A 15431-nucleotide genomic window follows, 5' to 3' on the forward strand; every position below is an offset into this window, starting at 1 on the left:
ACAAGGGAGATGACTATGAGCAAAGCTCTGGACCAGCCAGCAGCAGCGAGCGTGATCTCTGGCGTAGACCCCATCATCCTGCAAATTGTCGAAGGCACGCTTGGCTCCGTCGAGGCAGAAGTCGAGGCAGCCATTGAGCGCACCTCGCGCTCGCCGATGATCCGCGACCAACATGATTACCGTGCCGGTATCCATGATCGCCACTGCCGCAAGCTCACGGGCCGCTCCTACTCCGCGATGGTCAATCCCATCGTGCGCGACTTCCCCCTGGAGACGATGGAGCCTGGCGATGTCTTCTTTCATAACGATGTCTATCTCTCTGAGGGCAGCGTCGGACACCTGCCCGACCTGACCGTCACCGTACCTGTCTTCTTCGAGGGCGAAGTCGTCGCCTTCGTGCAGGCGTTTGGGCATCACGACGACATCGGCGGCATGGTCCCTGGCAGTATGCCCGCGCACGCCACCAGCATCTTTCAAGAGGGGCTGATGGTCCCACCCATCCGGCTCTATAAAGCGGGCGTCCTGAACGAAGACGCCTATAAGATCATCTTCCGCAACACGCGCATCCCCGACAGCCTGGCAGGCGATATTGACGGCGAAGTGGCCGCCTGCCGTATGGGCGCTGAACGTATTACTGATCTCCTTGCGCGCTATGGCCGGGCCACCACCGAAGCCTGTTTCGAGGCGCTTATCCGGCGCTGCGCCGACACCTTCCGCAGCGAGATTCTGCCCAAAATCCCCGACGGCTCCTACACCTGGGAAGACTATATCGAGCATGATGGCGTCGAACCGCCCCGGCTGCATACCATTCGCCTGACCATGACCAAAACGCCCGAAAAGATCATCCTCGACTTCAACGGAACCAGCCCTCAGACCAGAGGCCCGATCAACTGGCCCGGCAACTACGCCGATGGGCGTTTCCTCAAGAAGTGGATCGCGGCGGTCCTGCGCAACCTGGCCGATAGTCCCGAACGCGCCGCCGAACTGGACATCAACGAGGGCATCTGTGATGTACTCGAAGTCGTCTTCCCGCCCGAAGGCACGCTGATGACCCCGAAATTTCCCGCGCCAACCAACGCGCGCTCATTCACTATCCTGCGCCTGCTGGGCATCTTCGCGGGGACGTTGGCGCTTGCCACTGGGGGCCGCATGCCCGCCGACCAGGAGACCATTCGCTATTGGGGTGTGCATGGCACAGACGAGCAGGGGCGCTTCTATTTGCTGCGCGAGGTGTTGGGCGGCGGCTCCGGCGGGCGCTTCTACGCCGATGGCAGCGACGTAATCCATATCGTACCAGACTCCAAGAACCTGCCCGCCGAGTTCTGTGAAACGCGCTTCCCGGTGCTGATCGAAAAGCTGGCGTTGGCCTGCGATTCTGGCGGGCCAGGCCAACGACGCGGCGGCCTTGGCTATGAGAAAGATGTGCGCCTGCTCAACGACTCCAAACTGATCAGCACCGCTGACCGCACGATCCTGAGTTGCTATGGCGTCGCGGGCGGCATGGCAGGCGGCACGTACAAAACCATCATCAACCCCGGCGCGCCCGACGAGCGCAAACTCCCTGGCCTGGTGGACGATGAGCCGCTCAAGAAAGGCGACCTTATCCGGCTCATCACTACGGGCGGCGGCGGCTGGGGCGACCCGCTGGAGCGCGAACCAGCACTCGTCCGGCTGGATGTCATACGCGGGCTTGTCTCACATAAGACAGCCGAACACGACTACGGCGTATTGCTGGGTCCACCAGAGCAGGGCTATCCACTGCTGGAAGCCGAAACCGCCGCGCAGCGCGAGCGATTGCGCCAGACGCGCGCCCAGCGCCCCTTCATTGATCGCGGCCCTGGCTACGAGCTACTCAAGCGGGCGTAGCCTGTGTTATACTTCAGCCTATCCCACACCATAATTGGGGAGCGGATTGTACAGGCGCGATGGATCAGGGCTTCAAAGCCTGGCTGGACCTGTGCAAAGATGAGGGGCTGGCCTGCCAGCCCCGAGAACCTGAAGCAACTACGCGCCCGCCTGGGACTGATCAAATAATGACGTGCGAACGCTGGCACTCATAAAAGTGTGAGGGAAGAGAACGTGGCGACCGTACAAACAGCAAAACGCTTGAGTGGGCTTCAAGCCATTGTCGCCATTTTCAAGCGCCTCATGCCTGCCAGCGGCGCGCTGCGTGATATTCCCCCGCTCGATGGCTTGCGGGCGCTGGCAGTCCTGCTAGTCATCTGGCATCATTTCTATCAGGCTGGCGCGCAGAACGGCCTGGACGTGGGGCCAGCCGCGCTGAACGCTGTAGCCGGTCTAGCCTTTTGTGGCGTCTTCCTCTTCTTCATCCTGTCAGGTTTCCTCCTCTTTTTGCCCTATGCCCGCACGCTGCTCGCCGAACAGCCCTGGCCCTCGGCGCGCAAGTTCTACTTACGCCGGGCGCTGCGCATTCTTCCCGCTTACTACACTGCGCTGGCTGCTGGGGTTCTCATCTATGTTGGTTTCCTGCGCTCAGGCGAACGCGCCTCGCTCTTTCTAGCGCCATTGCTGCTCTTTGATATGCGCTCGGACTCTTTCAGCGCCATCACTCAGATCAACGCGCCCTTCTGGACACTGGCCGTCGAATGGCAGTTCTATCTGCTCCTGCCCTGGCTTGCCCTGGCTTTGGCAAAGCTGGCTGGCGCGCGAGCCAGCCGTCGGTTCTTCCTGCGCCTGGCCCTTGGGCTGGTCGGTCTGGTGATCCTGGGGCTTGCTATCCGTGTGGCAGCCGCCATCATCCATTACGACTGGGGAGAAGTTGACCCGATCAACGCGCCGGGCCTCATCGGATTCGCCATGAAACTCCTCTATGGTATAAAGGGGAAATACCTGGAGCTTTTTGCGCTGGGCATGGGGACCAGCGTGTTCTATGTGTGGGCGGTGGAACGTGGCAACCTCTCCATTCGGCGCGGAGCGGCGCTGGGCTGGCTGGCAACCGGCACAGCAGTCGCTGGCCTGACCGGGTGTGTCTTCTGGGCTGTTGCCGTTCGTCGGACGCCCTTCCAACTGAATATCTCCAGGAATTGGATATTTGTAGCGCCTGGAGGCGAACTATGGACCATCCTGGGCGAATGGACCCTGGGCCTCTGTTTTGCCTTCCTGCTGCTGGGCGTTCTAGTGGGCCAGCCGATCCTGCGGCGCATCTTCTCGATGACGGGTCTGCGGTTCATCGGCATCATCAGCTACAGCCTCTATCTCTGGCACTATCCCATCTTAACGTTCCTCGCCCAGGGGTATTCTGCCTCGCTGCCACATGCCTACCTCTCCTTTACGATTGCTGGCCTTGTGCTGATCTTCCCCGTTGCCAGCGCCTCATTCTACCTGATCGAGCGGCCATTCATCCGCTTGCGGCGGGCCGCGCATTCGCGCGCCGAGCAAGAATCCGCCCTATCGGCCAGGGCAGCGTCGTAAGCCGCAGCTCTCCACGAAGCTGCCTCTTGCATCGGCCAGCAGAGCGAGGTACACTTGGGGAAAGGGGCGCAGAGCAACCGAGACGCTAGCGCCTGGCTTGAGTGGAGACGAGGCAGACTATGAGTATCGAGGCGCTCACCGCGCTTATTCAGCGCGCCAGCGACGACGCGGACTTTCGCCGCCAGCTTCAGTTTGACCCGCGCCAGGCATTCCAGGGCGTGGACCTGACGGCTGCTGAGTTCAACGCGCTCAAGAGCGGCGCAGCGGCCAAACTGCGCGAATTGGGGCTGGACGAGGGGCTGAGCAAACAGGGCGCGCGGATTCGTCTCAGCCCAACCTTGCGCTGGCCGCTCTCGTAAAACAGAGGAAGCATCAATCAAGCCGTTGGGGAAGCGATGATACGATTTGAGGACTGGAGCGGCCTGCATGGTGGCAACGCTCGCATCGGCCTGCAACGCAGCGAGCGGGTAATAAAGGTATATGCCGACAACGAAGCCGAGCTTGCCGAATGGGGACGGCTGCACGGCCTAAAAACGGAATGGATGGACCGCCGCCGCCCTGACCAACCGCATTATGACCTCTTTCGCAGGAGCTTGCAGCTCGTGCCACCGACCATCTACGTTCTCACCTCTGCTGAGGTCAAAGAGCGCATTCGCGCCGAGCGCCTGGCCCGGCTCGGCCAGCCTCTACCGAAGCGAACCAGGCGAAGATAATGACGTTGGAGGACTCGCGTGTCTGGATTCCATCACCGTAAGCTGCCCGATTACTCAACATTTCTCTCAGGCCATACACCCCCAAACGAGGTCGGCTTTCAGTCCGAGCGGTTACAAATCTGGTATAACAACACCACTGAGGGATGGGCCGATCCTGCGCCGCATGCCCATCAACACAGCGACGAGTGCTTCATTGTGCTGCGCGGCGACATTGTGGTTGAGGTAGAGGGCGAGCGCTTCACTATTGGCCCCCGCGAGTTTTGCTGCTTTCCCCAGGGCGTCTATCACTCCGTCGTCGAGGTTCATCCACCTGTAGAGAGCCTGATGATTCGCGCGCCCTCAATCAACGATAAGCTGTATCGAGAGCGCCGCTAGCTCTCAGCCGCTTCCTGCTCTCCAACTTCCACCACCAGCCGACGCGAGGGTGGCGCAGGCGCTTTGGGAACCGTCACCGTCAGCACCCCATGTTCCAGGACAGCGCGCGCGCCCTCGATGTCACCCACCCCTGGCAGCGCCACCGAGCGAAAAAAACGCTCCACCGTTCGCTCCAGCTTCGTGCAGCCTTCGATGCGGGTATGGCGAGTATGCGTCACCTCCGACTTGATCGAAACCTGATTGCTGCGCACCGTCACTTCCACCTGATCTGGCTCTGTGTCTGGTAAGCCCGTCTTCACCAGATAGTTCCGGTCCGTTTGATACAGCGTTGTCGAGGTCAGCGGATCACCATCTTCAGTGATCGTCTCCAGTGGTTGGGCAAACGTCTCATCCAGCAATTTCTCAATCGCCTGGCGCAGCGTTGTCAGCGTCTCGCCTGGCTGCCAGCGAATCATCGTTTCCATACATGCCCTCCTTTCGCACCAGCGCCCGGCCCACCACCCAGCATAGGCAGTGTAAGACTGTCTTTGAGAAACATATATGCAAGAGATATGCCAGGAAGAAATTGGGCGGCGCGCTGGCATTCTGGTTGATGGCTCAGGTATGATGGTGTAGGTATCCTTACATATCGCCCGCTTTGTCCTCGATCACGCGCCCTGCCTGGTATTATTGCTGCGGCCACGAGCTTCAGAAAATCATTACGAGAATTATCATGAAGAGGGGGATGAGATTATGGACCTTACCGCGCCTATCGCGCACGTCACCGTCTTTCCAGACCGGGCGCTCATCCAGCGCCGGGGCAGCGCCCCACTGGAGGCTGGCGCGCATTCGCTTGTCATCGGTGGCCTGCCGGAAGAACTGGACCGCGACTCTGTGCGCGCCAGCGGCAGCGGGCCAAAGGGCGCGCGCATCGAACGCCTGGATGTCGCGCCCCAATATCACGCCGTCGCCCCCGAAGCGGAACTTCGCGCGCTTCAGCAGGAAATAGAAGACCTGCAATACCAGCTTCAACTGCTGACGGCGCGGCAGCAGGCGCTCTCCAACCAGCAGGCGTGGCTGACCAAACTGGGCGAACAGTCGGCCACAGACATGGCGCGCGGCCTGGCTTTCAACCGGCTTCGGCCCGAAGACTGCGGCGCGTTCTTTACCTTCACCACCGATCAGGCGCGCAGCTTGAATGAAGCGAAGCTCGATCTGGACAGGCAGCATAAACAGCTTGAGCGCGAACTTCAGGCCAAACAGCGCGCGCTGGCCCAGTTGAACGGCTGGCGCGGCGCTGATCGCGTGGCTGCCACCGTCGAGGTGACGCTGCCCGAACCCGGAACCTTCACCCTCGAACTTAGCTACGTCCTACCTGGCGCGTCGTGGACGCCACAGTATGACGTGCGTGTAGACGCCGAACAGCGGCAAGTGACGCTCACCTATCAGGGGCTGGTCAGCCAGGCCACCGGGGAGGACTGGCAGCAGGTGGCGCTAACCCTTTCCACAGCGCGCCCCAGCCAGGTGACGCGCGTGCCAGAATTGGAACCCTGGTATCTGCATGTCCTGACACCGCGAGTCTATCCCGCCGCCAAACCGAGGAGAGCCGCATTCGGAGGTTCAGCGCCGCTGCCTCTGTCTGCCCCGGCTGCCGGAAAGCAAGCTGGCGACTATTCTATGGATATTGCTCTCATGTCGGAGGCGCAGCCAGAAGAAATACTCGTTGCTGAGTCGGTGGAGATTGCCACCACCACAGTCGAGCAGACGGGAGGCGCGCTGCTCTTCCACGCCGGACACTCCGCCGATGTTCCCTCAGACGGGCAGCCACACACCATCGCTATCGCCCGCGACGACCTGCCCTGCGCGTTTGACTATGTGACAGCCCCGGTCATTGATCCCGTAGCTCATCTGCGCGCCACCATCACCAACAGCGCCCAGCGCGTCCTGCTGCCGGGCCGCGCCCACATCTTTCATGGTGAAGCGTACCTGGGCGTTACTAGCATCGAAAAGATCGCGCCCAACGAAGAGTTCAAGCTGTTTGTTGGCATAGATGACAACATCCGCGTGAAACGCGACCTGGAAGAAAAGGAAGTGGACAAAGGGACGCTCTTGCAGACCAACCTGCGCCGCATCACCTATACCTACCGCATGAAGGTGCGTAACTACCGGCCAACGCCCGAACGCATCACCCTGCGTGACCGTCTGCCGGTGGCCCAACACGAGCGCATCAAGGTGCGGATGCTGGAGATTCGCCCCCAACCTGACGAGCGCACGAAACTGGACGTGTTGAAGTGGGAGTTTACACTGCCCCCGGAGGAAGAACGTGTCTTTGACGTGCGCTTCAGTGTAGAATATCCTAGAGACCTGACTATCACCGGCCTGCCCTAAGAATGCCTCACACAACCGACGGGTGGCCCCACCCCTGCCGCCTGGAAGGACGGCGCTCCAACCCCGCCCCTGCTCGTGCGGAGGTTGTGTGAGGCGCCCTAAGCAGGCTGGTGAACAGAGGAGCATGTATGCGATTAGCAACCTATCGCGCCGACAACGGCCCACGCCTGGGCATCGTGCGCGGCGAACAGATCATTGACGTGGCCGCATTGGCCGGATTCTCGCACACCACCGATATGCTGAGCCTCATCGCTGAAGGCCCAGAAGGGCTGGCGCGGCTGCGCCAGGCGCTCACTGCTGCCAGCGACCCGGCGCAGCGCCGTCTTGCAGATGTACATCTGCTCGCGCCCATTCCGCGCCCGCGCAAGAATGTATTCTGCATGGGCCGCAACTACGCCGATCACGCGCTGGAAAAGGGCGCAGCGGTCCCCGAAGACCCCATCTTCTTCAGCAAAGCCACCACCGCTGTCAACGGCCCCTACGATCCAATTGTCATTGACTCGACCATCTCTGACCGCCTTGACTGGGAAGTGGAACTTGGCGTCATTATTGGCCGCGCTGGCAAGAACATTCCCGCCGCGCAGGCGCTCGACTACATCTTTGGCTATACCGTCATCAACGACGTTTCCGCCCGCGACCTCCAGGCGCGCCACAAACAGTGGTTCAAGGGCAAAAGCCTGGATGGTTCCTGCCCGATGGGGCCTTGGATTGTCACAGCAGACGAGATTCCCGACCCGCACGCGCTGCGCCTGCGCCTGCGCGTCAACGGCATCACGAAGCAAGAGGCCAACACACGCCTGCTGATCTATAAGCTGCCAACCATCATCGAAGTCCTCTCGGCGGGCCTCACATTGGAGCCAGGCGACATCATTGCCACCGGCACGCCCGCTGGAGTCGGAGACGCTCGCCAGCCACCCGAATACCTCCAGCCCGGCGATCTCGTCGAAGCCGAAGTGGACGGCATAGGCGCCCTGCGCAACCCCGTCATCCGCGCGGAAGCGGCTGGCAGGTAAAACCGCTCCTGACTACCTAATAAGGAGATAAGGTCAACAAGGAGGGCATAAAATGGGGCCAGTTCTGGACTGGCCCCGCGTGGTGGAGATGGAGGAAAGCCGAACTATGCTCTGCGGCGGAAAACGGCTGAAACCTGCTGCGAGTTTTTTCCAAGAATCCGCTCTTCTCAATCCTCGATTAATTCTGCCCGGAACACTTTCTTACTCGGCAATAAGAACGAAATCAGGAACGCCAGAAGGACCACTCCAAGGATGCAGAGTACGGTGAGACGCATCGCCTCAGTTGCGGCGCTCGGCGCAACATCCTCCAACGCCTGACGCACCGACGGGGACAATGGAGCCAGCACGCGATTCAACTGGTCAGGGTTAAACGTGTGCAAGATTTGCGCAAATTGGTTGGTAAGTGACTGGAGTCTGAGCGGACTCAGGCTGAGTCCGACGCGCTGCGTCACCCCACTGACCACCAGACTCGCTGTGGTACTGATGAGGATGGCCCCAAAGAGAGAAATGCCCAATCCATAGCCAATATCTTGAAAGGAAACCAGGAGCGCATTTGATTCTCCCCGTTCTTCTCGCTGAGCCAGCGAGAGGACCAGATTAGGAACCTGCCCCACCACGAAACCAGCGCCAAGTCCGATGATGATCAGGGCTGGCATCAATTCAAGCCTCGTGACGCTTGGACTCAGGACCAGGTACAGCAGCACCAGTCCCACTATCATCCCAAGCAGACCTGCCTGAACCATATATTTGGGAACTGCCCGCTCACTCAAACGCATCGTCAGCAGCAGGACGATGATCAGCGCCAGGTTAAATGGCAAGAGGGTTATAGCGGTCGCAAACGGTGTCAGCCGGAGCGCCCATTGTAAATAGAGGAACAAGGTGAAGGTCAGACCCATGGTGCTAACGACATACAGGGCATGCGCTGTCGCCCCCACAAGAAATGGCCGTCTGCCAAGCATGCCCATCTGCTGAATGCCCGCTTGCTGGTTATCTGTTGCCCGGTGTCTCCACCGATGAAAGACAAAGACCCCCAGCAAGATCACCCCCACCAGCAAGAGAAAAGGCACAACCGACAGCCCGAAAACGATCCTTATCAGATGGCCGAAGAGGAGGGGTGACTCTCGCGCCATCCACCAGCCATATTCACTGCCCAGACCAAGGCCCCACAAAATGGCGATCAAACCAAACAGCAAGACCAACACACCCGCCCAGTCGAGCGGGGCTGTGCGCTCCTTCCTCATTTCAGGCATCTCGCGCACCAGCAGCAGGATGACCAGAGCCAGCACCGCCTGCGGGAGAAAAGCCAGCCGCCAATTGATATTCGTGGCGAGCAACCCTCCGACCAGCGGGCCAAGCAAGGTGCCAACAACGAGAGAGGCGTTCAGGGCAAAGAAAGCGAATTCTCTGCGCCGACCTGTATAGGCTTCGAGCATCATCATCCAGGGCAAGGTGATGAGCGGCGCTGCCGCCAGACCAGCGACAACGCCAAAACCAAGCACCATCATGGACGTGTTCACGCTCACCACCGTAATACCCATCCCTCCCGCAAAAAGGAGCAGCCCCAACCTGAAGACCTTCTTGCGGCCATACAGCCCGACCAGGCTCCGGGCAGTGGGGAGGGTGATAGCCGCCAGTACTGGGAGGAGTACCAGCGCCATCTGAATACTGGCGACCGTGGTCTGGAGTCCCCGCACCACTGGCCCGAGGATATTCGCCAGCGTGTACAGGTTGAACTCCAGCATAAACAGCGTCAGGCAGAGCGCCACCGGAATGCGCCGCTGCGTGAACCCGCCCAGGTCGCCAGCGGCTGGCTTTGCTTGTTGATTGCCGTTTCTCCATTTCCACATCAGCGTGCCTCCCATATTCTCTGGTGTGGTCATTGCTGCAAGAACGGCTCAGGATTGCTGCAAAATGCGTCGCTTTTCGGTCTCAAACTCCTGATCCGTGAGAACCCCCGAAGCATGCAGGTCTCCAAGCGTCTTTAGTTGCGCGATTCTATCAGGTGATGCACTGGCCGCCCCCGCTTGCCCGGTAGCAGCCGATGGGCCAGGCATAGGCGCTTGTGGTGGATAGGGAGCTTGCTCCTGATAAGCCGCTTGTTGTTCCAGTTCCGCGAGACGCTGATTTTGGTCGGCTTCCTGGGCTGACTTCCTGGCCGCTGAATGACCGGCAGCATAAGCTGCCCCGCCGACAACAGCGGTTCTCAGCAGGGGTCTCCCAACACGTCTTCTCATCACCATAGTTGTTTCCTTTCTAGCCATCAGTATGTGCTGATGACGCCAGTTCTTCATCCACCATCTCTACGACTTGAGGGTCTACCCTTCCCTGAGTGATCACCGACCCTCCCGCGCGGCGAATCGCATCTCGCAAACCAACCGCCCAGGTATGTTCAAAGAGGAGAAAAGCCGCCGAACTGTTGAGGGGAACGTCGTTCGCAGCTATTTCAATATCTTCCTGCGTCAGCAGGCCGCCGAGGTCGCCGGTAAGCTGTCTATAGCGTTGTACGTCCTCGCCTTTGAGATCACTCGCCTCAGTGATAGTGAGATGTCCCTCCTGATCTTTCTGTATGAAGATAAGGTCAACGAGCCGAACAACGCCACTCGCCCGTATGGCGTTCAACTCCGGTAGGATTTCTCCTCTGAACTGGTTGCCGGGGAAAGCAAGCTCAACGAAATCAAGGGGACCAAGAGCCATAACAAACCTCCTCATTATCTCTTTTGAGCAAGCTGAGAATACACTTACCACTAGCCCCTGAAAACGGATAAGCAGCATCTGCACTGTGATGTTGCAATCCATGTGCCTCCATCGCTGCCAGGTTCGTTGAGGAGCCTGGGTCTTGCTTTTTATCAGACGGGCGCGAAAGTGCCCGGCGCTTCTCAGTTCATGGCGCGGTTCCTGCCGATGCTCTTTCAGTCGAGATGCCGCTCTCTGATGTCCCGCTCTCTATAGCCATTTTCGGTAGGGTGGAGGAAAGATCATGGAAACCTCTGTCAAATTGCCTGATGAACAGGGCCGCGCCTGGCATACACTGGAGGTAAACGAGGCGCTGCTCGCCCAGGGTGTTGAGGCGACGAGAGGGCTGAGCCTGGAAGAAGCCAGCAGACGCTTGCAGGAGTATGGTCCTAATCAGTTTACTGGTGTAAAGAAGGAACCTGCCTGGCACGCATTTCTCCGCCAATATCACGACCCCATGCAAATCGTGCTGGTGGTGGCTGGCCTGATCAGTGCTGTGGCAATTAGGCAGTGGGGAACAGCACTCGTGTTGTGGGCGCTGACGCTGCTCAACGCGATCATGGGGCTGCGCCAGGAAGGTAAAGCGGAGGCCAGTGTGGCTGCTTTGCAGCAGATGCTGGTTGTCAAGGTACGGGTGCGGCGTGACGGACAGATCAGGGAACTTCCAGTAGAGGATGTGGCGCCTGGGGATATAGTCGTGCTGGAGGCCGGAGACCGCATTCCGGCAGACGGCAGAATCATCAAGGCCGCGAGCCTGGAAATTGATGAGTCCGCCCTGACGGGCGAAAGCACACCCGTTCCCAAGCAGGTCGAACCAGTGCCTGACGCAGACAAGCCGCTCGGTGATCGGGCGGATATGGCCTACATGCAGACCAATGTGACGCGCGGCGCGGGCGAGTTCGTAGTGACGGCAACGGGCATGGCAACAGAAGTGGGGCATATCTCCGGGCTGTTGCAGACCACGAAGGTTGAGCAAACGCCACTCACCAAACAATTGAATACGCTTACGAAGCAGATTGTACTCATTGCTGGGCTGGCGCTGCTTATTTCCATCCTGCTTGGCTACAGCCGGGGCCAGGCATTGGAAACCCTTTTCCTGACCGGCGTGGCGTTCGCTGTCTCGGCTATTCCAACAGGCTTACCAGCGGTCGTCACCCTCTTACTCTCGAAGGGAACCACACAGCTTGCCGCTGAGGGCGCGATTGTGAAGCAACTGCGGTCTGTGGAGACGCTGGGCGCCACCTCGGCAATTAACACCGACAAAACCGGCACTCTGACCCTGAACCAGATGACGGCGGTCAGCATGACTATCGCTGGACGGCACGTCACCGCGACCGGCGAGGGCTATGCTGTCAACGGCCAGCTCACGCAGGTAGGCAGTACACCCCCACTTGACCTTGCACCCTTTCTGCTGCCGATGGCGCTGGCTTCGGACGCGGTAGTCAAGGATGGGGAATTGGTGGGTGATCCCACCGAGGGGGCGCTCGTTGTATTCGCCACCAAGGGCGGCATTGATGTGGAAACTACTCGTCAGGAGGTTCCACGCCTGGCCGAAGTACCTTTCGACGCCTCTTATAAGCTGATGGCAACGTTTCATCGCATGACCGATGAAACAGGCCATGAGGTCATCCGCTGTTTTGTTAAGGGCGCTCCTGACCAACTGCTGGCTCGCTCCTCACAGGGCCTGGATGCCAATCAGCAGATCGTCGCCCTTGACGCCTACCGCGAGCGGGTGCTGGCAGAGAATGAGCGCTACGCCAGAACGGGCTTGCGCGTGATGGCGCTGGCCCGCAAAGATCTGAACCCGGCCACCTTCCAGCCCAGTGGAGACCTTCTGGCATATGTGCGTGATCTAACTATGCTTGCGCTGGTGGGGATTGTGGACCCGCCGCGCCCTGAGGCGAAGCAAGCCATTGCTCAGGCAAAAGCCGCTGGCATGGCGGTGCGGATGATTACGGGAGACCACGCTGTAACTGCCGCAGCTATTGCTCATCAACTAGGTATCGAGGGTCGGGCGATCACGGGCGCAGACTTCAGCGCAATGAGCGACGAGGATGCGCGTCGGCAGGTAGGCGGGATAGGCGTGATTGCCCGTGTCACGCCGGAGGACAAGGTGCGGCTGGTGGATGTGCTCAAGCAACAAGACCAGATCGTGGCGATGACTGGTGATGGGGTAAACGACGCCCCAGCACTCAAGAAAGCTGATATTGGTGTGGCGATGGGCATCACGGGGACCGATGTGGCAAAAGAGGCCGCTGTGATGATTCTCACCGACGACAACTTTGCGACGATTATCCGCGCAGTGCGCTTGGGGCGGGGCCTCTATGACAATTTACTGAAATATATTCTCTATCAGATGGGGAGCTTGTTCGCCTTTATGCTCACCTTTCTGGGCGCGGCCATCTTCAACATTCTGCATGGGATTCCATTCTTACCGCTCCAGGCACTGTGGCTGAACTTCACGGTGGATCTATTTGAGGCCATTGGACTGGGGGCTGGTAAGCCAGCATCGAACCTGATGGAGCAATCTCCTCGCCCTGCTGATGCGCAGATTCTGCCTCCGCGCCTGGCGGTACGCTATAGCTTCATCGGCCTGGTGATGGCGGCGAGTACGTTGGGGATTCTAGCCGCGACGGCTGGTTCCGGTGACGTGGTGGCCCGCACTATGGGACTGACCTCCTTCTCATTTGCGCGTATCTTCTTTGCGCTGGAGACGAATGACAACCTGCAATCCGTCTTTCACCGCGATCTGCTGGAAAATGACAAGCTGCTGAAGATGAGCGGATTGGCGCTGCTGACAACATTCCTGATTACGGAGCTAGGCTTTATGAATCGGCTCTTCTCGACCGCTCCGCTGGACGTGGGGCAATGGCTGCTCTGCGTTGCTTTTGGATCGCTCGTGCTGTGGGTGATCGAGGGCATGAAGTTTTTCTATCGTCGAGCCGGATCTTCCTCCGCTGGCAAGCCGACTGCTCCGACGAGCGCGTCTCTTCCAGCCACCGGGGCGCTGTAGAAGTCGTAACCGATCCTGTCATGGTCCCCATGATCCGATGCCCTGGCCCGCCGACAATGAGTGAGTTTGGCCTGCATTCTGCAATTTTTGCCTCTCGTGCGTTCATTGAAGCAGCAACCGGACGCGAATCCAACGACGTATTCCGCTGCTGGCAAGACAGGGAGGAGTGTACCAGGAAGTCGCCTCTTTCCCGATTGCCAGGCATCTGATTTCTGCCCGACGAACGCTCAGTAGTATTGAAAATGAAACCATTCCCAAAGGAGATGAAGAACACATGGCCGTTGGACCGATTCAGTACGTCGTCTTTGGCGTACGTACAGAAGAGCAGCAAAAAGAGGTAGTGCAGCGGTTGCGCGCCATCAGCGAGCGTGGGAACGTTCGCCTCATTGACCTGGCCTATATTCGCAAAGCCGAGGATGGCACCCTGCAACAGGGTCGGCTGTCTGGCCTGAGCGATGAGGAGCAGCGGAAATTTGGCACCGTCGCGCGGGCTTTGATCGGGATGGGCGCTGCAATGGAGCATGTCAGGACTGGCGGAGAGCTTGGCACGGGCGCCTTCGGCGATCAGGATTTCGGCGAGCCAGTGCAGGAAATCAAAGAGCGCATTTACGAGGCTGCCCAGGATCTGCCGCCCGGAGCTGCCTGCGCCATCGCGTTGATCGAGCATCGGTGGCTGCTTGATGTGAAGGAGCAAATGCAGAAGCAGGGCGTGGTGATCCTGACCCAGGGGCTGGTGCGACCACGCTCGCTGCTGATGCTGGGCGCCGAGTTGCAGCAGGCCGAGCAGGCGATGCACTAAACCCAGTAACACTCCCCTCATCTGAGGGCATATCCTGCGTCAACGAATAAGGCAATAGTGGGTGTTCCTCCGTGTCCCCGCCGCCTTATTCGTTGATGCTCTCTGTATCATGTGCCTCAAGAAAGCGAGTCAGGAAGCAGCCACTTTTGCCACAGCGGCTGCTTTCGTGGAGAGAAAAGTCGCAGCTTCCACTCCCCGGAAGCTGCTATCATCTGACGAGGAACGTGTGCCCATCTCTTCTGGAGGCTTGCATGATTAATCCCTGGCTGGATACCCTTGTCCTATGGATTCATATTCTGGCGGCTATCTCCTGGGTTGGCGGCATGATCTTTGTGGCTTTTATTCTTGGCCCCTATGCGCGCCGCGCTTTCCCACCTGAGGAACGTACTTCACTGATAGCCTCCGTTGGCAAGCGCTTTAGCTACCTGGGTTGGAGTGCTATCTTTACACTGGTCTGCACGGGCATCTACAATGCAACGCGCTTCTTAGGCTCTTGGGATGCTCTCTTTAGCACGACTTTTGGGCATCTCCTGCTGGTGAAAATCGCGCTGGTCGCGGTGATGATTGGCCTGAGCATCGTGCATGACTTCTTGCTGGGACCACGCCAGCGCGATCTTGGACGCCTGGCGCACCAAATACAGCAACCTTCCCTTGAGGCTCCAATGACACCCGCCATGCCTGTGCCTGCTCGTACTTCATTGCCTGACCTCCCGCAGCATTCGGCAAGATCAGTGGCTCCGGCGTCTGCGCCAGAACCGGCAGCGACGCAGACGCTCCAACGCCTACGTCGCTGGACTATCTTGATCGCTCAACTCAATCTCGTGCTGGGCATGCTGGTCATTCTGCTGGCCGCCGCGCTCCAATCCTTCTAGGAGGCGGGGAAGAGGACGACTTCGCAACTCGCTGGAGGGTTCGCCCCCATCAGCGCGGACGCCATACGCCACGCTACAACGGTGGGAGGATTGGTCCCCTGATTGGAGAGACTT

14 protein-coding genes are annotated in these 15431 nt (G+C 59.3%); 10 read left to right on the top strand and 4 right to left on the bottom strand.

Going from position 1 to position 15431, the window contains the following annotated elements; all coding sequences use genetic code 11:
- Window positions 1-15: 15 nt before the first annotated feature.
- The 5 genes from VH599_06160 (at window position 16) to VH599_06180 (ending at window position 4520) form a co-directional block, all read left to right on the top strand.
- The gene (locus tag VH599_06160; protein HEY7347886.1) at window positions 16-1866 is read left to right on the top strand and encodes a hydantoinase B/oxoprolinase family protein; all 1851 of its coding nucleotides are present in this window, start codon (window positions 16-18) and stop codon (window positions 1864-1866) included.
- 213 nt (window positions 1867-2079) lie between these two features.
- A complete protein-coding gene (locus tag VH599_06165) occupies window positions 2080-3432 on the top strand; it encodes an acyltransferase (protein HEY7347887.1) in 1353 nt (450 codons plus the stop codon).
- A gap of 119 nt (window positions 3433-3551) precedes the next feature.
- Window positions 3552-3791, top strand: a complete 240-nt coding sequence (locus tag VH599_06170) for an Os1348 family NHLP clan protein (GenBank protein HEY7347888.1) — start codon at window positions 3552-3554, stop codon at window positions 3789-3791.
- 36 nt (window positions 3792-3827) lie between these two features.
- Entirely contained in the window at window positions 3828-4145 is a 318-nt protein-coding gene (locus tag VH599_06175; GenBank protein HEY7347889.1) for a hypothetical protein, read from the top strand.
- Between the two features lie 18 nt (window positions 4146-4163).
- Window positions 4164-4520, top strand: a complete 357-nt coding sequence (locus VH599_06180; protein HEY7347890.1) for a cupin domain-containing protein — start codon at window positions 4164-4166, stop codon at window positions 4518-4520.
- Here the strand turns inward: VH599_06180 and VH599_06185 are convergent.
- The gene (locus VH599_06185; protein ID HEY7347891.1) at window positions 4517-4984 is read right to left on the bottom strand and encodes an Hsp20/alpha crystallin family protein; all 468 of its coding nucleotides are present in this window, start codon (window positions 4982-4984) and stop codon (window positions 4517-4519) included. The genes VH599_06180 and VH599_06185 overlap by 4 nt on opposite strands.
- Window positions 4985-5252: 268 nt before the next feature.
- Between VH599_06185 and VH599_06190 the strand changes: the two genes are divergently transcribed.
- Window positions 5253-6887, top strand: a complete 1635-nt coding sequence (locus VH599_06190; GenBank protein HEY7347892.1) for a mucoidy inhibitor MuiA family protein — start codon at window positions 5253-5255, stop codon at window positions 6885-6887.
- 128 nt (window positions 6888-7015) lie between these two features.
- Complete coding sequence (locus VH599_06195) at window positions 7016-7900, top strand: fumarylacetoacetate hydrolase family protein (GenBank protein ID HEY7347893.1); 885 nt, start codon at window positions 7016-7018, stop codon at window positions 7898-7900.
- Between the two features lie 167 nt (window positions 7901-8067).
- On the opposite strand, the gene VH599_06200 is transcribed toward VH599_06195, so the two are convergent.
- Genes VH599_06200 through VH599_06210 form a run of 3 tightly spaced genes read right to left on the bottom strand, consistent with a single transcriptional unit; the run spans window position 8068 to window position 10594 of the window.
- Window positions 8068-9747, bottom strand: coding sequence for an MFS transporter (locus VH599_06200; protein HEY7347894.1), 1680 nt, complete (start codon window positions 9745-9747; stop codon window positions 8068-8070).
- A gap of 48 nt (window positions 9748-9795) precedes the next feature.
- Complete coding sequence (locus VH599_06205; protein HEY7347895.1) at window positions 9796-10140, bottom strand: SHOCT domain-containing protein; 345 nt, start codon at window positions 10138-10140, stop codon at window positions 9796-9798.
- A 13-nt stretch (window positions 10141-10153) separates the two neighbouring features.
- Window positions 10154-10594, bottom strand: coding sequence for a DUF6325 family protein (locus VH599_06210; GenBank protein ID HEY7347896.1), 441 nt, complete (start codon window positions 10592-10594; stop codon window positions 10154-10156).
- A gap of 283 nt (window positions 10595-10877) precedes the next feature.
- Between VH599_06210 and VH599_06215 the strand changes: the two genes are divergently transcribed.
- The 3 genes from VH599_06215 (at window position 10878) to VH599_06225 (ending at window position 15317) form a co-directional block, all read left to right on the top strand.
- Window positions 10878-13646 carry an HAD-IC family P-type ATPase gene (locus VH599_06215; protein HEY7347897.1) on the top strand — a complete coding sequence of 923 codons (2769 nt, stop codon included), beginning with the start codon at window positions 10878-10880 and terminating at the stop codon, window positions 13644-13646.
- Window positions 13647-13920: 274 nt separating this feature from the next.
- A complete protein-coding gene (locus VH599_06220; protein ID HEY7347898.1) occupies window positions 13921-14445 on the top strand; it encodes a hypothetical protein in 525 nt (174 codons plus the stop codon).
- Between the two features lie 251 nt (window positions 14446-14696).
- Window positions 14697-15317: a DUF4149 domain-containing protein gene (locus tag VH599_06225; protein HEY7347899.1), complete on the top strand. Its 621-nt coding sequence runs from the start codon at window positions 14697-14699 to the stop codon at window positions 15315-15317.
- Window positions 15318-15431: the final 114 nt, after the last annotated feature.

This window comes from Ktedonobacterales bacterium, assembly GCA_036557285.1.
In the GTDB taxonomy this organism is placed as follows: Bacteria; Chloroflexota; Ktedonobacteria; order Ktedonobacterales; family DATBGS01; genus DATBHW01.